The sequence below is a fragment of the Kribbella aluminosa genome (assembly GCF_017876295.1).
GTDB classification, from domain to species: Bacteria; Actinomycetota; Actinomycetes; order Propionibacteriales; family Kribbellaceae; genus Kribbella; species Kribbella aluminosa.
In genome coordinates, this window is the sequence record NZ_JAGINT010000002.1 from 1,836,173 (window position 1) to 1,853,341 (window position 17,169).

Sequence of the window (17,169 nt, forward strand, 5' to 3'; positions counted from 1 at the left end):
ACAACAGTACGTACGGGCGCTGGGTCACGAATGGTCTCCTTCATCGGTACCGACAAGGTCATCGATCATGTACACGAAATCATCTGTCATCCGCCGAATCGCGGCCTGCCCCACATCGGATCCGAGCGTCGAACAGCCGTACAGCGTCTCCCGGACGCTGCCCGGCATCCAGTCCGACAGCGCGGGGGTATGGCGCGACTGATGGTAGATCGCCTCGGCCGACCCACCGCTCGCGCCGAGCGGGAGGAGCCGCTTGCCCATCGACGCGGCGATGTCTGCTTCTGCCTGGGTCCCGCTCCCGCCGCCGATGACCACGACGTACTCGGCGTCGAAGACCACGTTTCGGCGTCCGAAGATCGCCACGGCGCCGCGCAGACCCGGCGGTTGGTAGTGATCCGCGATGTGCGTGATCACCTCGATGCCCACCCCGATCGGGCCGTGGTTGACCAACAGCCGCCGTACCATCACCAGCCGAGCCATCGACCGCACAGCGGCGTCTATGACAGGCGAGTTCGTTCCGGCGGATCTGCTCCCACAGATCGCGATGCGGGTGCTCGACGCATCCGATCCGTCAACTCGCGTCCGGGCCGGCTCGGCGACCGACGCCGTGCCTTTGGCCAGTTCCCGCTCGTCTCGGATCGACGAGACCAGGGTGTCGGCGGGTGCCAGGCCCATGAGCATCCGAGCGTCGTCGGGCACCTGAAGGCCCTCCGCGATACGGGTGAGCACGTTGATGTCCGAAACCTGGCCATGCCGCGTTCCACGGATCCAGTTGGACACGTCCGAGCGATCATGCTCGGTCAAGAGGGCCAGTTGTGTCTGCGTGCAGTCGGTGAAATCCGTCAGGTACCTTCGGAACAACTCAGCGACATCGCGCCGCGCCAACGCAACCTGTACGTCGCTGTTCCGCCAGAACGAGGACGGCACGCTGCCCGGATCGAACACCCGTCGACGAGTCACAATCCTCCCAAGACGCGGACCCAGAACTAAGCGTAGCGGTGTGCAACGATCGCGTGGAACGAGTCCACGGGCCGAATCAATTTCCTGCGGCCGCGCAGATCGCCACCATGGGATCGGCGGTGCTTCTCGATCGCGTCAAGCGCGAGAGTCGCAGCGCCCCACCGATCAGTGGGCGGACGTAATGATCCCTGCGTCTGTGTCCGCCCGCTGTTCCCACCGAGCGGAAGGAGCGGGTCGCGATGAGCGATTGGGTATTTGTGAAGAAGAGAACCGCAGCCGACGGCGAGGTGTGGAGATCAGCAGACGGGCTGCTCTACAAGCGAACCGGCGGGACCGATCTGCGGGTTGAGGCGGAGTTCGAACAGGTAGCCGCCGGAATGGGCTATCCCGTTCCCATGATCGTCGACAACGGCGTCGAGGACGGGCGGTACTTCGTCATCGAGCGAGCCATCGGCGACCTGTCGCTGCATGACGAGGCGCTCGCTGATGCGCGGTCCAGCGGCCGGGTCAGCGAGCGGGTCGTTCGTACGGCGGCCGTGGTCTCATCGCAGCTGCTGGAGGCTCAGGCGAGGCATCCGCTCCGCACGGTGTCATGGTTCGAGAAGGCGGCTTTTGCTGCGGATGTCTTCGAGGAGAACCCGGACTTCGACACACCCCGGGTCCACGAGGCTGTCGAACAGGCTCTCAATCGGATGACCGGACTTCCCATGGTGCACGGGCACCTGGACTACGGCTTGCCCAACATCCTCCGGGCCGGCGTCATCGACTGGCAGCACCATGGGCCGGTCCCGCTCGGCTATGACGTCTATCCCGCGCTCGACATCGTTGCTTTCAAAGGTGGCGGCAAGGGATACGGGATTACACCGGACCAGCGGACCTCCTACGCCGCCGCACTTGACGCGACCACTGCGACCCTTGTCGGGCAACGGGTCAGCGACTACCTGGGCGACTTCTTGCTCGTCAAGTGCTTCTTCTTCCTCGCGCTCATGCGTCCCAGCGATCCTGCGCGCCCTGACAAAAGTATCAAGTGGCAGTACCGCCGCGCCCTCTTCACGATGGGACTTGACCAGTATGAGTCGACCGGCACAATCGACACCGGTGCTTTCCCCACCCTGGAACGGTTCAGCACTGAGAACCGGTAGCCGAGTCCCGGCTGTCCGCGACCGGGACTACCTCATGGACCGTCATGGCGTTGTTTTCAAGGTCATCGGCGACAGTCACCCCGGCAGTCACTATCTGGGCTACGTCAAGTATCACCCAGACGATAAGGGGGACCGGTGGTTGTTCGGCCAGACCTATCGACAGAACAGCGTCGTGTCCAAGTCCTTCGGTATCCTTGCCGACCGACCGGAGTGCTACATCTACTCGGAGACGCTCGGATGCGTCATCACCGGTATTCCGCGTGACGATGTAGCGGTCCACTACTCGTGCCGTTATGCGCTTGCCGCCATACACGAGGAGCCGGGCGCTGTTGCAGACAACCAGACGGGCCAGGACCTCCTCGCGATCACGCAGTGGATCGCCGCGAACGGAGCGGAGGGTTTGCTCGGCGTCACAGGATCGTTCCTGGTCGGCTGTTTCAACGAGCGTTCAGACATCGACCTGGTCTGCTACGGACCCGAGGGGTACCAGGTCGCAGCTGATCTCTTCCAACAGACCGACCTGATCAGACCGTACGACGGGGGCGATCTCACCAGGCTGTACCTGCGGCGGGCGAAGTATCTGGAAGGCAGTTCCTTCGACGCTCTCATCAAGCAGGAATGCCGAAAGCTTCAAGGGCTGACGGTCGGCTCCGGCGCGCACATCAACTGCGAGCCTCTCCGCTCCGACCACGACAAGACGTTCGCCCGGATCGCGTCCAAGGAGATCGGCGAGATCTCGCTCCTCGCGAAGATCACGGACCACGCCGAAGGTCTCACCACACCGGCTGTCTACGGAATCAGGGTCAAGAACATCCTCAGCTCGACGATCGACGAGCCGGGGTCCTTCGCACGCAGCATCACTCACATGCGCTCGTACCTCGGTGCCTACACCGGCGCGTTCCGGTCTGGCGACACCGTCCACCTGTCCGGGAAGCTCGTCCATACTCAGGACGGCGAGCGCAGCGGCTTCGGCATCGAACTGACGCCCTGGACGGTCAGCAACTCCTACGTCGCAAACCTCGCCGGATAGGACTCGCTGGTGACCCTACTTGTCATTCGGCACGCCGAATCGGTCGAGAACGCTGCCAAGTACGACGGCTTCTACCGCGATCCCCGCCCGTACGGCGGAGCGGTCGCTCATGCCATCTCCCGCGAAGTCGTCGGTCTGACGCCGCGGGGATTCCGGCAAGCTCAGTGGCTGGCGGACGTGCTCACGCCGTTCCTGGGGCCGGATCCGCGGGTCTTCACTTCGACGTACCGACGGACGATCGACACTGCCGCGATCGCCGTGCCGGACCTACCTGAGGGTTGGCCGCAGCAGAGTGCCCTCCTCGACGAACAGCATTACGGCGACGCCACCTACATGTCCAAACGTGAGCTGTACGAGACCTATCCCGAGCTGGCACAGGACCGCCGTTACCGCAAACACGTCTGGACCGCGCCTGGCGGTGGAGAGTCGCTCGCCAAGGACGTACTCGACCGCGCAGCCCGGTTCGCCGCCCAGGCCCGTGCAGAACTTTGCGCTCGCCGAACGGTCCTTGCCTTCACCCACCAGACCGCTGCCGTGGCGCTCAAATGCCTCCTCGAAGAGCGACTGCTGCCGGAGATCCTCGCCGACGAGCGCAAGGGGAAGATGCCCAACGCCGCGATCCTCCACTACGAGTTGCGCGATGACCGATTCGTTCGTGTGGGAACCACTCTCTCGCCCATCTAGGAGCGCACGTGCGGCATTTGTTCGTCAACGGACCCGTCCAGAACGGGCCCTTCACGTTCGACGGCCATCCGGGCAAGGCCGTCGGCGTCCGCCTCGCCGCGGTTCTCAACGGCATCCTCGGCGTCCCGCCTGCACCGCACCTTTGGAACACCGTCACGCTGGCCGGCGATCTGCGTTACCGGCAGGCTGAGGGGACGAGCCGCTGCCGGAGCCAATTCGAAGCCGAGCTGATCGCTGACAAGTATGCGGAGAATCAGTCGCCGTCCGCGGGAATCATGACCGACGCGGACGGCGAAGTTGCCGACCTTGCACTGGAGATGATCGAGTGCAACCTCCGGGCCGGAGTCCTCAGGATCAGCCGCGAGACAGTCGCCACCTGCCGCCACTGCGGACACATGGTCGGCAGCGGAAGCCAGCCGTGCAAGGCGTGTGGCGGAACGGAATCTCGCGATCGAGCTGGTCTTCATCTTGTCGCAGAACCCAGGCCGGGCCGCCCTGTCCTCGACCGGTCGGATATCCACGCCCATCATCGCCAGTGGCCCAAACATCTACAACACACCGCCGGCGACGTCGCTCCGCGACTGATCCTGTCCAGGACCCGCGACCACGGAATCCAGCTGGCTCCTTTCGGCCTGACCGGGGTTGTCCTCGACCCGCGCGCTGGAATCCATGCGACGGTCCTCGCGGCGGCGAGGCGGCATCGGGCCGAGGTAGCCGTCATGACCATCACTCAGAACGCGGCCAACCATGTTGCGGCGCACGGTGTGCATTTCCGCAGGCACAACGGAATCCGCCTTCAGTACGCGCTCCACGGGCACCTGCCGTACGACCACCTCGCCGGAATTCAGCCGCTCTGTCGTGCGTATCGAGCCACGTCGGCGGTCTGGGATGCGTTCGTTCAGTGGTTTCTACCGCTTGTCGCGCTGCGGGCCAAGACCGGGACGAAGCCCGGTCAGCTTGCAGCCCTCTTCAAGCACTACATGCGCGCGTACCTGGCGCAACCCGCAGAGATCGCCGCAACCGCGGTTGAAGAGGTGAGGCGATCGATCTCGGCCGGTGGCACCGACTGGATCACGGACAAGCACGCGCTTGCGAACGTCATGGTCTCCCAAGCAGTTGGCCGCGCCGGGGATTCGGTGGCGAGGTAGCCGACGGGCGCCTGTCAGTCCTTGTCGGGGCCGGCTTTGCGGACCTCTTCTACCTTGGTCATGGCGGTGCGGAGGTCGGCGAGCCAGGTTTCGCTGTGCTGGGCGACGAGTTTGACGCACCAGCCGAGGGCGTCGCTGCGGGAGCGGGCCACGCCGGCGTCGACGAGGGTGTCGAGGACCTGGCGTTCGGGCTGGCGGAGGCGGGTCATCACGGGGGCGGACAGCGACGTGAAGACGGTCCTGGTGTCGCCGCAGCGGACGCCCCAGGCGACCTTGCGGCGGGCGGCGTGCTCGAGTTCGCGGGCGATCTCGATCCGGCGCTCGCGGGTGTCCTCGCGGAACTGCTTGATCCGGCCCTCCTCGGCGGCGGAGCGCTCGGCGGCGCTCACGTCCTGCTTCTGCTCGGGTGCGGGGATCCGGCCGACGATCAGGATCTCGTCCCGGTCGATCGACAGCTCGGTCTCACCCTCGAACCAGTCGCCCGGCAACCGCCCGGTCAGCCAGCCCCGCACCTTCTCCTGCTCGGTCTGCGTACTCATGTAATTATGATTACACCCTTACAGGGCGAGTTCAAGCGGTCAGTGGTACCGCACCGTGTACGCCGCATGCGCGTCGCCCTGCGACAGACCGACGTTCGACACCCCGATCACCAGCGTGTGCCGGGTGATGTCGTTCCGGTATGTCACGTACGTCGTACCGGCCGCACCCTCGGACGCGATCCGTGTCCAGTGCAGGCCGCCGGCCGCGGCCACCCGGTGCAGGTCCCGTACGGCGGCCGGCGTCGCGTAGTACGCCGTCCACCTGCTGTCGCCGCGGCCCCAGGCCCGGACCAGGTTGTCCGACCACTGCACCGCGTTCCACGCCTTCGGCTCGCCGCTGAACTTGGCGGTGTACGCCGCGTGCCAGCCGTTCCCGGCGCGCAGTCCGACGTTCTGGACGCCGATGGTGAGGTTCCCGCCGCGGGCGTCGTCGTGGTACGTCACGTAGATCGTCCCGGCCGCGCCCTCGGTACCGGTACGCCGCCAGTGGATCCCGCCCGGCGCCGCCTGCCCGAACAGGGTGCGGGCGGCGGCCGTCGAGGCGTAGCAGCCGGCGGCCGCCGTGTTGCCGCTGCCCCAGGCGCGGACGAGCCGGTCGGCGTACGTCGCCGCGGAAACACCGGCCACGGAACCCGCGCAACTGGTGGTTGAGGTTGCGGTTGTGATACCGGCGTTGGCCGGCGTTGCGCCTGTCAGGACGAGCGGTGCGGTCACCGCAAGAGCCGTCGTGGCGCCAAGCCCCATGATCCTTCGAATCATCATCGACCTCCCGAGTGGATGTGGTTCTGCTGAGTGGGACGCCACATCGCACCCGGGAGTTTGCGCCGCAACACGCTTGCAATGTCAAGCAGCGGGTGGTGGTGCGAACGCTGCGCGTAACCGCTCCTGAGCCGCCGCTCCGGCCGCGGTGTGATCAAGCCCGAGCAGCGCCGCACCGACCACCGGCGGTACGTCGACCACCCGCGGCAGCGCTTTCGGGGCGACGTCGGAGAGCAGTCGGGCGACCCGGTCGAGCAGCACCGGGTGCCGGGCCGTGAGGACGCCGCCGCCGAGTACGACGGTGACCGGTTCGGCGAGCAGGTCGAGCCGCCGCAACGCGCTGAACGCCATCGCGACGATCTCCTCGGCCTGCCGCTGAACGATGCCTAGGGCAACGGTATCGCCGGCCGCCGCGACCTGGAACAGCACCGGTGCCGCTTCGAGCTGCCGGTCCGGCGACAGCTCGCCGAAGTGGAAGGCCTCGATCACCGCGTTCAACGACGGCTTGCCGTAGTGCCTGGACAACGCAGTCACCAGTGCGGTCGCCGGGCCGCGTCCGTCCTCGGCGCGGGACGCCGACCAGAACGCCTCCTCGGCCAGCTGTGCGCCACCACCCCAGTCGCCGGTCACCTTCCCCAACGCCGTGAACCGCGCAGTACGGCCGTCCGGGAGCATCCCGGAGCAGTTGATCCCGGCGCCGCACACCACGGCGACACCACGCGGCTCGTCCACTCCGGACCGCAGCAGCGCGAACGTGTCGTTGGCGACGTACACGGACTCCGCCCAGCCGCGCTCCTCGAACACAGCGGTCAGTTGGTCGACCTCGATGGGCAGGTCCGCGTTCGCCAGGCACGCCGACAGTTGTTGCACCAGCGGTACGTCGCCAAGGCGCAGCCCGGCCGCTGCGGCCGCAGCCCGTACCAGTGGTTCAAGTTCGTCCACGGCGGCAGCAGGACCGATCTTCTGCGGCTCGAACCCGCCGCCACGCGCCGTACCGAGCACTGTGCCGTCTGCGGCGACCAGTGCGACGTCGGTCTTGCTGTTGCCGGCGTCGAAGGCGAGTACGCCGCCCGGGACTAGCGCGCCCACGGCAGGTACGCCTTGTTGTGCGCCAGCAGCTTCTCCGTGAGCTCCTGCGCGATAGAGATCTGCCCGACGAGTGGATGCGCCAGCAACGCCTGGAACACGCGGTCGGCTCCGCCGTGTACTGCTGCCTGCAGAGCAAGGTGTTCGTACGCCGTGACGTGTGCGACGAGTCCTGCGTACAGGGGCTCCAGCGTGGACACTGGCCGCGGCTTAGCGCCCTGGGCGTTGACCGTGGCCGGTACTTCGATCACGGCGTCGTCAGCGAGGAACGGGAACGTGCCGTTGTTCAGTGTGTTGACCACCTGTACGTCGCCGGTGTCGTTGAGCAAAGAGGACGCCAGTGCGACGGCTGCCTCCGAGTAGTACGCCCCGCCGCGCTTCTCGAGCAGTGCGGGCTTCTCGTCGAGCTGCGGGTCGGCGTACATGTCCAGCAGCTCCTTCTCGAGTGCAGCGACCTCTGCCGCACGGGAGGGCTTGTGGAGAAGCTCCTGCACCACCGCGTCGTGCTGGTAGTAGTAGCGCAGGTAGTACGACGGTACGACGCCCAGCTGCTGTACTAGGTCCGCCGGTAGCTGCAGGTCGTCTGAGACGTCGGTGAGGTGTTTCTCAAGAAGTTGAGGCAGCATGTCCTCGCCGTTGACGCGTACGGCGCGCTCCCAGGTGAGGTGGTTCAGCCCGACGTGGTCCAGCGACACCTCCTCCGGCGTGACCCCGAGGAGCGCAGCGAACCGACGTTGGAAGCCGATCGCCACATTGCACAGCCCCACGGCCTTGTGCCCGTGCGACAACAGCGCCCGTGTCACGATCCCCACCGGGTTGGTGAAGTCGATGATCCACGCGTCCGGGTTGGTACGGCGTACCCGCTCCGCGATGTCCAGCACGACAGGCACGGTGCGCAGTGCCTTGGCAAGCCCACCGGCGCCAGTGGTCTCTTGGCCGACACAGCCGCACTCCAGCGGCCACGTCTCGTCCTCGTTGCGCGCAGCCTGCCCACCGACGCGCAGTTGCAGCAGTACTGCGTCGGCGCCGTCGATGCCTGCGTCCAGGTCGGACGTGGTGATCACCCGGCCCGCATGCCCCTGTTTGGCGAAGATGCGCCGCGCCAGGCCACCGACCAGCTCCAGGCGGTCCGCCACCGGGTCCACCAGCACCAGCTCCGACACCGGCAACGAGTCCCGCAGCCGAGCGAATCCGTCGACCAACTCAGGCGTGTAGGTGGACCCGCCACCGACGACTGTGAGTTTCACATGTGGCTCCTAGGTGATGGGTGGACCCGCGGTGTCGAACACCTCGTCGCGGGTCGTGCTCAGTGCGGACTGCAGTGCTCCGGAGAGCACGGGGTCGGTGCTGATCGCGGTCATCAACAGCTGCGGCCGCGGTACGGCGAGCTCGGCGAGCTCGTCCTGGACCAGGGCGCGCAGGCGTTCGCCGCCGGCGGTGATGACGCCTCCGGCCAGCACGATCAGCTCTGGGTCGACGACCGCGACGATCGCGGCCAGACCGACCGCGAGCCGGTGCGCGAACTCGTTCAGTACGGCGTCGCCGGCGCCCTCGGTCTGCAGCGCGGCCGCGATCGCGGCCTCCGGCGTACGGGCCTTCAGGCCGTGTTCACGGGCGAGCTCGAGGACCGGTTCGCCACCGGCCAGTTCCTGGAAGCCGCCGGCGTTGTTGCGACCGACGTTGCGGACCAGCGGCGTACCGGGAAGCGGCAGGAACGCGACCTCGCCCGCGCCGCCGGTCGCGCCGCGGTGCAGGCGGCCGTTGATGACGACAGCGGCGCCGATGCCCTCCTCGCCCCAGAGCAGCACGAAGTTCTCGTGCTCCTGGGCATGACCGATCCGCTGCTCGGCGATCGCGGCCAGGTTGACGTCGTTCTCGACCTCCAGCGGTACTGCGATCGCCGCGGCCAGCTCCTCCAGGAGGTGCGGGGCGTGCCAGCCCGGGAGGTGGGTCGCGTACCGCAGCCGGCCGGTCGTCGGGTCGAAACCGCCCGGCGTACCGATCGAGACCCGGCGCAGCCGCTCCCGGCTCAGCCCGGCCTCGCCGGCGGCACCGTCGATCGCCTTGAGCACCCGGTCGACCGTGCCCTTGGCGCTGCGGCCCGGGGTGGCCAGCTCGTAGCTGCCCACCACGTTCCCGGTCAGGTCCGCGACCGCGGCCCGGATCCGCGTCGGCGTGACGTCCAGGCCCGCGACGTACGCGATCTCGCCGTTGATCTCGTACAGCTGCGCGTTCGGGCCGGGGCGGCCGGCGGTGGTACCGCTCGGGCGGACCAGCCGGGCCGCCTCCAGACGAGCCAGCAGCTGGGACGCGGTCGGCTTGGACAGTCCGGTCAGGTTGCCCAGCGTGGTGCGGGAGAGCGGGCCCTGGCTGAGCAGCAGGTCCAGGGCGGCGCGGTCGTTCATCGCGCGCAGCAGGCGCGGCGTTCCGGGTGTCGTTGCCATGAGCCAACCCTGCCTCCCTTCGCCGCCCGCGGGTACTCGCCGCGCTGAACTTTCCGAACTGTTAGGAAAGTTTCCTATTAACGCGAGACCGTACGGCGGACGGCGCCGGGTGTCAATCGGCGGGCGTGAGTTGGAGCGCGGCTAGGCCCAATACCGTTCAGTTAAGATCACAGTGGTGTAGTTTGGGGGCATGCCACGTGGTGGATGGAAGAAGCCGGAGACCGGGCGGCGTCTGTCGGATCTGGTCTCTGTCGGTGTGCTGACGCGGGTGTTCCCGCCGGCGCTGGTCGATGAGGTGATCGCCGAGGTCGGCCGGACCGAGCAGCGGCATCGTTCGCTGCCTGCGCGGGTGATGGCCTATTTCTCGATCGGGATGGCGCTGTATTCCGAGGGTTCCTACGAGGACGTGCTCGCGCAGTTGACCGATGGGCTGTCGTGGGTATCGGGCTGGACCGAGACCTTTAGCCCGCCGAGCAAGTCCGCGATCTTCCAGGCCCGGGCGCGGTTGGGTGCTGAGCCGTTGGCGGCGCTTTTCGAGCGGGTCGCCAGACCGGTCGGGACGGACACGACGCCGGGGGTGTGGCTGGCCGGGCGGCGTCTGGTCGCGATCGACGGGATGTGTCTGGACGTCGCTGACACGCGCGCCAATCACGAGCACTTCGGCCGTCCGGGGGTCGACAAGGGCGAGCGGGCGGCGTTCCCTCAGGCCCGGGTGGTCGCGTTGGCCGAGTGCGGCACCCACGCGGTCTTCGCAGCCGAGATCGGCACCTACCCCGAGTCCGAGGCCGCTTTGGCCGAACGGCTCCTGGACAGGCTGGTGCCGGGGATGGTGCTGACCGCCGACCGCGGCTTCTTCTCCTACGCCTTGTGGCGCAAGGCGATCGCGGCCGGCGCCGACCTGTTGTGGCGGATCCGCACCGATAAGTCCGGGCCCAAGCCGATCCACGTTGAGGATCTTCCCGACGGCTCCTGGCTGGCCCACCTGCGTCAGTCGCACACTGCCGCGGCGCGGCGCGAGGAGCCGATGCTGGTCCGGGTCATCGATTACACCATCGATGACGGCCGGGACAACCCCACCGCCTACAGGCTCTTCACCACCTTGACCGACCCCGACGAGGTGAGTGCGACCGATCTCGCCGCGGCGTATGCCCAGCGGTGGGAGATCGAGCTGACCTTCGATGAACTGAAGACCCATCAGCGCGGACCACGCACCGTGCTGCGCAGCAAGTCGCCCGACCTGGTCCTCCAAGAGATCTGGGGCCACCTGTGCTGTCACTACGCGATCCGCTCCCTGATGGCCGAGGCCGCAACCCATGCCGGGCACGATCCGGACCGGGTCAGTTTCGTTGCCGCGCTCAGGATCACCCGCCAGACCCTCGCCCACCCGGGCGCATTTTCCCCCTGACCAGCACGGCCGCGACAGCCCCGGCTGGCCGGACTTCCTGCGCCGCCTAATCCGCCGGCTCAACCCCACCCGACGACGACGCTCCGCGCCCCGCGTCATCAAACGCAAATACGTCAAATGGCACGTCAAACGCGCCCACCACATCAACTGGCCGCAACCACAACAACCACCGAACTACGCCGTGATGCCACACTAACTGAACGGTATTGCGGCTAGGCCTGATCGGCCAGGAGGGCGAACGACACCAGCCAATGCGTCGACATGAAGTCCCCGTCCGTCACTGTAGGCAGTACTGCGCCAACCTGACGATCAGCCCCAGCCCGGAGCACGTCAGCAACCTCCGGCACAGCAGGAGCGATCGTCCGCAACTGCCAAGCCCGCGACAACGCCAGCCCGCCCAGGTGCGCCAACTGCCCATCACCCGAGTCATCCGTCACCGGCACCTCCAGCAGATGCCGATGCGCATCAGCACCGAGTCCCGGGAGAAACGCAGCCAACCAGCTCGCGAACTCCGCATCCGGCAGCACTCGCCGCATCAGCTCAGCCTCGGACAGCGCAGGCGACAAGAAGTCAGTACCCGACGGCTCGAAGCGCGAGTCGTACGCCGTGTCCCCGCCGTACCACTGCAACGCCCGCGCCCGGACCGCCTGCACCACATCCGCCCGTCCCAGCTCGCCGTACGCCTCATGAAGCAGTGCAAGCGCAAACGCCGAGTTCAGATGTACGCCGTGCCGCACCGGGTACGCCTGCTTCGGCAGCCACGCAAGGACAAGCTCCGCGATCACGTCACCCAGCGGAGCAAGCGCCGCCGCCCACTGCGTGTCCCGGGCCGCAGCAACGAGCATGGCCGCCCACGCCCAGCCGTAAGGACGCTCGTACGCCGGTCGCTCCCGCAGGTACGCAACCTCGACAGCAATGGCCTCCGGCGTCAGCCGACGGTCCAGCAGGTCTACCGGGCGTTGGCCGACCTGGTCCGGTGCCAGGGTCAGCAGCCGGACCAGGGACCACTGCATGTGCGCGCTGGAGTGCCAGTCGTACGACCCGTGAAACGCCGGGTGCAGGCGATCCGGGGTCACGTCCACGTCGTCCGGCCCTTTCGACGCGTGCGCGGCGCCGTACGGGTACGGCGTGTCGAGGACCTCGCAGGCGATACCGGCCCAGGCCGCGGCGTACTTCATGGAACTCCTTAGAACGCGACGAGATACATGATGACGATGTTGCACGCCAGCAAGGGGATCGCGGTCGGGATCTGCGCCTTGATCGGCCCGTACTGGTCCTTCATCTGCAACAGCGCCGCCGGGACCAGGTTGAAGTTGGCGGCCATCGGCGTACACAAGGTCCCGCAGAACCCGGCCAGCATGCCGACCGCGAACACGATCGCCGGGGTGCCGTGGAACTGCTGCACCAGCAGCGGCCAGCCGACCGCGGCCGTCATTACCGGGAACGCCGCGAACGCGTTGCCCATGATGATCGTGAAGATCGCCATGCCGACGCAGTACAGGATGACCGCGGCGATCAGCGAGCCCTTCGGGATCAGGTGATCGGTGACGTGGCCGACGGCCTTGCCGACACCGGACGCGTTGAACAGCAGGCCGAGCGTGGCCAGCATCTGCGGCAGGATCGCCGTCCAGCCGATGTGCTCGAGCAGCCGCCGGCCCTCGTGCAGCGGTACGGCGGGGGACTTCGGCTTGAGCAGCACCATGCCGAGGATCAACGCCAGGATCGACGCGACGCCGAGCCCGATGATCGTGGCGGAACCGGACTGCAGCAGCAGCTTGCCGTCGCCGAGCTTCACCTTCGCCAGCCAGGCGCCGAAGATCGCAGCGACGACCGGGATGACCAGCGCCGGCAGGAACAGTTTGTTGCCGAACTTGTCGGCGAAGCGCACGCGCTCGGCCGGTGTCGTGGTCCGCTCCTCGCCCTTGCCCGGGAAGCCCGAGCCGGCCAGTACGGCCAGGCCGATGACCGCGATGCCGAGCAGCCAGGACGGCGCCTGCTTGTTCACGACGAACGTGCCGTAGCCGAACGAGACGCCGAGGACGCCCCAGAACGCGGCGCTGCCGATCCGCTTGGGATTGCTGCGGTCGTTGAAGGTCTGCAGTGCGATCAGCACGAAGAACAGCCCGCACAGCCAGTAGAACCACTCGACCTTGATCATCGCGCGGCCTCCTTCTCCGCCTTCTTGAGCTCGACCGCGAGCTTGTCCAGCTGACGGTCGAGCAGCAGTAGCCGGGTGCCGTGGATCAGCAGCGCGCAGACACCGGTCGGGATCGCCCAGAGCGCGATGTCGATCGCCTCCAGGTGCAGGCCGTACGTCGTGTCGACGAAGCCGGTGATCAGCAGGATCGAGCCGATCGCGACGAAGATGTCCTCCCCGAAGAACAGCCCGACGGTGTCGGCGCTGGCCGCGAAGGCCTTGATCTTCTCCTGGAGTTTCTCCGGGAGCTTGCCGTACCGGCGTTCCGCGGCGCCGGCGGCCATCGGGTGGATCAGCGGGCGGACCGCCTGCGCGGGACCGCCGATGCTGGTCAGGCCGAGGGCCGCGGTGCCCTGCCGGATCAGCAGGTAGATGGCCAGCAAGCGGCCCGTGGTGAGGACCTTGAGCTTGCTGATCAGCTTGCGGGCCTGGTGCTGCAGCCCGTAGCGCTCGATCAGCCCGATGACGGGCAGCGTGACGATGAAGACGGTGACGGAGCGGCTGCCGGCGAACCCGTCGCCGAACGCGTCCAGGATCTTGACCGGAGACAGGCCGCCGATCAGGCCGGCCACGATCCCGGCCGCGGTGACGACCAGCATCGAGTTGATCCGGAGCGCGAACCCGACGACCACCACCGCGATAGCGAGCAGAACCCACATGGTTCCTCCCGGGGACGGAACGGGTGTTGCTGAGGGAGATGTTCCGCTCACCCTAAAGATTGTTGAACGATCCTGCAATGGATCATTCGAACAAATTCTCCACCGGCTCGACCGTGACGATGCCCTCGGCCTTGGCCGCGAGGTCCGGATCGACGGTGATCAGCGCGTCCGCCTGCAGCCGGGTGACCGCGAGGTACTCCGCGTCCCGGAGCGTGTCCCAGTCCTGGTCGCGGGCGATCTTCCACGCCGTCCAGCGGGACACCCGGTCGCCGAGCGCGCGGATCTTCAGCTCGGTCATCCGGGTGTGCAGCTGCCGCGCGTCCTTCTCGGTACGGGTGCCGAGGCGTACGTCGCGGAGGAGCTGCTCCAGCGCCTCCGAACGGATCGCCGCAGGGGCGACCAGTTGGTGGTGTGCCGCGACGGCCAGCTCACTGTCGACAAGGTGCAGCAGGGTGGGTGCATCGATCACGTAGCGCGTCATGCACCTCAGAGTGCCCTAAGGGAGGCGCCAGTCCACGGGAGTGGCGCCTTGCTCGGCCAGCAGCGCGTTGACGCGGCTGAACGGGCGGGAGCCGAAGAAGCCGCGGTCTGCGGACATCGGGCTCGGGTGGGCGCTCTCGACGTACGGCGTACTGCCCAGCATCGGCTTGAGGGTCTGGGCGTCACGGCCCCAGAGGATCGCGACCAGCGGGCCGCCGCGGTTCACCAGCGCGTGGATCGCCTGCTCGGTGACGGACTCCCAGCCCTTGCCGCGGTGTGCGCCGGACTTCCCGGGCTGCACGGTGAGCACTCTGTTGAGCATGAGCACGCCCTGGTCGGCCCACGGCGTCAGGTCACCGTTGGACGGAGCCGCAACGCCGACGTCCGCCATCAGCTCGCGGTAGATGTTCTGCAGACTGCGCGGGATCCGCCGTACGTCGGGAGCCACCGAGAAGCTCAGCCCTACCGGGTGACCCGGCGTCGGGTACGGGTCCTGGCCGACGACGAGCACCTTCACCTGGGCCAGCGGACGGTGGAACGCACGCAGTACGTTCTCGCCGGCCGGTAGGTATGCCCGGCCTGCAGTGATCTCCCCGCGCAGGAACTCGCCCATCTGCGCCACAGTGCCTTCAACCGGAGCCAGTGCCTCAGCCCAGTCCGGCGCCACCAGATCCGCCAACGTCTTAGGACTCACCCGCCACAGTCTCGCAGTACTGCGGTTCGCATTGCACCCCGGGTTGTTGCCTGCTGTTCGCGTGTCGCTCGAATGCCGGTGCTGTCACGGACGGTACAAAGGTCGCGGCCCCGCAAAGGTATGAGCTTGCGGGGCCTTTGCTATGCGGACAGTCGGCGGAGGGCTGCGGCGTAGCGGGTGGCTGCGCAGTACTGGGCCTTACGGGTGACAGGGCCCGCAAGACGTGTGTACCAGCTGGCGGGGCGGCTGTATGCGCGGATGGCGACGTACACACCGTCTGCGGCGCGTGCGACGAGGAAGGACTCCTCGCCGGACTCCGGGTGGCCTTGCAGCGTCCCGTAGGCGAAGCCGATGCGGTCCGGTTCGTTGACGGTCCAGACCGACGCGACAGGGGACAGGAATGCCCAGCCGGCTTCGGAGTCGCTTGCTGAGGAGCCCTGGCCCCAGTAGCCCGAGGGAGTTGGTGCCGACTCGAGGTGGTGCGCCGGTGGTAGCCCTCCGGCGTCTCGTCGTACTGCGTGCACCCCACCTCGTCGTACGTGAACCGCAACCCCGCCAGGTCATCCAGCTTCATCAGGCCCCTCCCGTCGCATCGCCAGTACGCCACACGACGCAAAGCCAACCGCATTCGCCACGCCATGTGTGGCAACCATCCACCGCAACGATCGACGCCAGCACGATCGACACCACGCCACGGGGTAGCCACAGCGACACCGCGCCCGGAACGGCGAACGCGAACCACCAGCGGGTGCTGGTGGTTCGCGTCGGGTGCAGAGTGAGGCCGAGGGGTACGACGATGAGCATGCCCAGGCTCACCACCGCCTGGACGAGGAGGATCAACTGGTCTTCAGGCCGCTGGTCTTGTCCTGCTTGATGGCGTCGAAGAGCGCCGTGGCCTTGGTCGTGTCCCACTTCACCGCGACGCCCCGGCCGCAGCACAGCTGGTAGTTGTCGTTGCTGGTCGGAACAGTCAGCGTCACGCCGCCGCTACCGGAGATCGCCCGCATGCCGTTCGCGAACCGGACAAAGTCCAGCAGGCCCATGCCCTTGTCCACGGTCAGCGCGTCGACACCCTTGGTCGCGACGTTGTAGTACCGGATCGGGTTCAGGAACGTCCCCGGCGAGCTGGCCTTCTTCGCGATCGCGCCGACCATCTGCCGCTGCCGCTCGACCCGGCCGAAGTCGTTCTTGCCGTCCGCGTGCCGGGACCGCACGTACCCGAGCGCCGTCGGGCCGTCGAGCTGCTGGCAGCCGGCCGGCAGGTTGATGTGCGCAAGCTTGTCGTTCATTGCCTTCGGCAAGCACATGTTGATGCCGCCGATGCTGTCGATGACCGAGGCGAAGCCGCCGAAGCCGACCTCGACGTAGTGGTCGATCCGCAGCCCGGTGACGCTCTCGATGGTCTGGATCAGCAGCGCCGGGCTCTTGCCGAAGGCGGCGTTGATCTTCTGCCGGCCGTTGGTGCCGGGGATGTTGACCGCGCTGTCCCGCGGGATGCTGATCAGCACCGTCGGCCCGGACTTCGGGACGTGCATCAGCATGATCGAGTCGGTCCGCGGCGGCCCGGCGTTGCCGCCGGTGTGCAGCTTCGCGCGCTCGGCGCGGGTGAGGTTGTCCCGGGCGTCCGACCCGACCATCAGGTACGTCGTCCCCGGGGTCGCGGCCGGCCGGGCGCCGGTCGGCATCGCGTCGATCTTGCCGATCTGGCTCCACGCGTAGAGCGGGACCGCGATCAGCATCAGAACGAACAGCAGGACGATCAGTCCGACGGTCCGGAGCAACCAGTTGCGCCGCTTCTTGGGGCGGCGCGGCGGCGGGTTCGCGGTTCGCGGGTCGAGGCGCTGCGTTTCACTCATAGCCACGACCGTATCGGTGCCTGGCCCTGGAACACGTCACCCCAGTGAATGGTTTTACACGTCGGAAAGTCGATGGCGCCTCCTTC

The 17,169-nt window shown here is 67.4% G+C and carries 19 protein-coding genes; 5 read left to right on the plus strand and 14 right to left on the minus strand.

Features of this window, described 5'->3' with window-relative positions; genetic code table 11:
* Positions 1-24 precede the first annotated feature (24 nt).
* Complete coding sequence (locus JOF29_RS30110) at positions 25-945, minus strand: hypothetical protein (protein ID WP_209697784.1); 921 nt, start codon at positions 943-945, stop codon at positions 25-27.
* A gap of 254 nt (positions 946-1,199) precedes the next feature.
* Between JOF29_RS30110 and JOF29_RS30115 the strand changes: the two genes are divergently transcribed.
* From JOF29_RS30115 to JOF29_RS30130, 4 genes are all read left to right on the plus strand, one after another.
* Positions 1,200-2,102 (plus strand): phosphotransferase, encoded by a 903-nt coding sequence (locus tag JOF29_RS30115; protein ID WP_209697785.1) that lies wholly within the window; start codon positions 1,200-1,202, stop codon positions 2,100-2,102.
* Between the two features lie 172 nt (positions 2,103-2,274).
* The gene (locus JOF29_RS30120; protein ID WP_209697786.1) at positions 2,275-3,132 is read left to right on the plus strand and encodes a hypothetical protein; all 858 of its coding nucleotides are present in this window, start codon (positions 2,275-2,277) and stop codon (positions 3,130-3,132) included.
* 9 nt (positions 3,133-3,141) lie between these two features.
* On the plus strand, positions 3,142-3,816 hold the full coding sequence (locus JOF29_RS30125; protein ID WP_209697787.1) for a histidine phosphatase family protein: 675 nt from the start codon (positions 3,142-3,144) through the stop codon (positions 3,814-3,816).
* An 8-nt stretch (positions 3,817-3,824) separates the two neighbouring features.
* Complete coding sequence (locus tag JOF29_RS30130; RefSeq protein ID WP_209697788.1) at positions 3,825-4,964, plus strand: hypothetical protein; 1,140 nt, start codon at positions 3,825-3,827, stop codon at positions 4,962-4,964.
* A 14-nt stretch (positions 4,965-4,978) separates the two neighbouring features.
* Here JOF29_RS30130 and abmR read toward each other — a convergent pair whose 3' ends face one another.
* From abmR to JOF29_RS30155, 5 genes are all read right to left on the minus strand, one after another.
* On the minus strand, positions 4,979-5,503 hold the full coding sequence (abmR, locus tag JOF29_RS30135; protein ID WP_209697789.1) for an ATP-binding transcription factor AbmR: 525 nt from the start codon (positions 5,501-5,503) through the stop codon (positions 4,979-4,981).
* A 39-nt stretch (positions 5,504-5,542) separates the two neighbouring features.
* Complete coding sequence (locus tag JOF29_RS30140) at positions 5,543-6,130, minus strand: hypothetical protein (protein WP_209697790.1); 588 nt, start codon at positions 6,128-6,130, stop codon at positions 5,543-5,545.
* 216 nt (positions 6,131-6,346) lie between these two features.
* Positions 6,347-7,351, minus strand: a complete 1,005-nt coding sequence (locus JOF29_RS30145) for an N-acetylglucosamine kinase (protein WP_209697791.1) — start codon at positions 7,349-7,351, stop codon at positions 6,347-6,349.
* Positions 7,339-8,595, minus strand: coding sequence for a 6-phospho-beta-glucosidase (locus JOF29_RS45620; RefSeq protein ID WP_209697792.1), 1,257 nt, complete (start codon positions 8,593-8,595; stop codon positions 7,339-7,341). The genes JOF29_RS30145 and JOF29_RS45620 overlap by 13 nt, the downstream gene beginning before the upstream one ends.
* 9 nt (positions 8,596-8,604) lie before the next feature.
* Positions 8,605-9,792, minus strand: coding sequence for an ROK family transcriptional regulator (locus JOF29_RS30155; protein WP_209697793.1), 1,188 nt, complete (start codon positions 9,790-9,792; stop codon positions 8,605-8,607).
* A gap of 190 nt (positions 9,793-9,982) precedes the next feature.
* Here JOF29_RS30155 and JOF29_RS30160 point away from each other — a divergent pair, with 190 nt between their 5' ends.
* Positions 9,983-11,197, plus strand: coding sequence for an IS4 family transposase (locus tag JOF29_RS30160; RefSeq protein ID WP_209696954.1), 1,215 nt, complete (start codon positions 9,983-9,985; stop codon positions 11,195-11,197).
* Positions 11,198-11,409: 212 nt separating this feature from the next.
* On the opposite strand, the gene JOF29_RS30165 is transcribed toward JOF29_RS30160, so the two are convergent.
* From JOF29_RS30165 to JOF29_RS30200, 8 genes are all read right to left on the minus strand, one after another.
* Positions 11,410-12,375: a DUF2891 family protein gene (locus tag JOF29_RS30165; protein ID WP_209697794.1), complete on the minus strand. Its 966-nt coding sequence runs from the start codon at positions 12,373-12,375 to the stop codon at positions 11,410-11,412.
* A gap of 8 nt (positions 12,376-12,383) precedes the next feature.
* Entirely contained in the window at positions 12,384-13,355 is a 972-nt protein-coding gene (locus JOF29_RS30170) for a DUF979 domain-containing protein (protein ID WP_209697795.1), read from the minus strand.
* Positions 13,352-14,053 carry a DUF969 domain-containing protein gene (locus JOF29_RS30175; RefSeq protein WP_209697796.1) on the minus strand — a complete coding sequence of 234 codons (702 nt, stop codon included), beginning with the start codon at positions 14,051-14,053 and terminating at the stop codon, positions 13,352-13,354. The genes JOF29_RS30170 and JOF29_RS30175 overlap by 4 nt, the downstream gene beginning before the upstream one ends.
* A gap of 82 nt (positions 14,054-14,135) precedes the next feature.
* Entirely contained in the window at positions 14,136-14,534 is a 399-nt protein-coding gene (locus tag JOF29_RS30180) for a hypothetical protein (RefSeq protein ID WP_209697797.1), read from the minus strand.
* 15 nt (positions 14,535-14,549) lie between these two features.
* A complete protein-coding gene (locus JOF29_RS30185) occupies positions 14,550-15,227 on the minus strand; it encodes a uracil-DNA glycosylase (protein WP_209697798.1) in 678 nt (225 codons plus the stop codon).
* Positions 15,228-15,367: 140 nt separating this feature from the next.
* Positions 15,368-15,751: a DUF1990 family protein gene (locus tag JOF29_RS30190; protein WP_209697799.1), complete on the minus strand. Its 384-nt coding sequence runs from the start codon at positions 15,749-15,751 to the stop codon at positions 15,368-15,370.
* Between the two features lie 49 nt (positions 15,752-15,800).
* Entirely contained in the window at positions 15,801-16,067 is a 267-nt protein-coding gene (locus JOF29_RS30195) for a YndJ family transporter (RefSeq protein WP_209697800.1), read from the minus strand.
* Positions 16,064-17,083 carry an LCP family protein gene (locus JOF29_RS30200; protein WP_209697801.1) on the minus strand — a complete coding sequence of 340 codons (1,020 nt, stop codon included), beginning with the start codon at positions 17,081-17,083 and terminating at the stop codon, positions 16,064-16,066. The genes JOF29_RS30195 and JOF29_RS30200 overlap by 4 nt, the downstream gene beginning before the upstream one ends.
* Positions 17,084-17,169 lie beyond the last annotated feature (86 nt).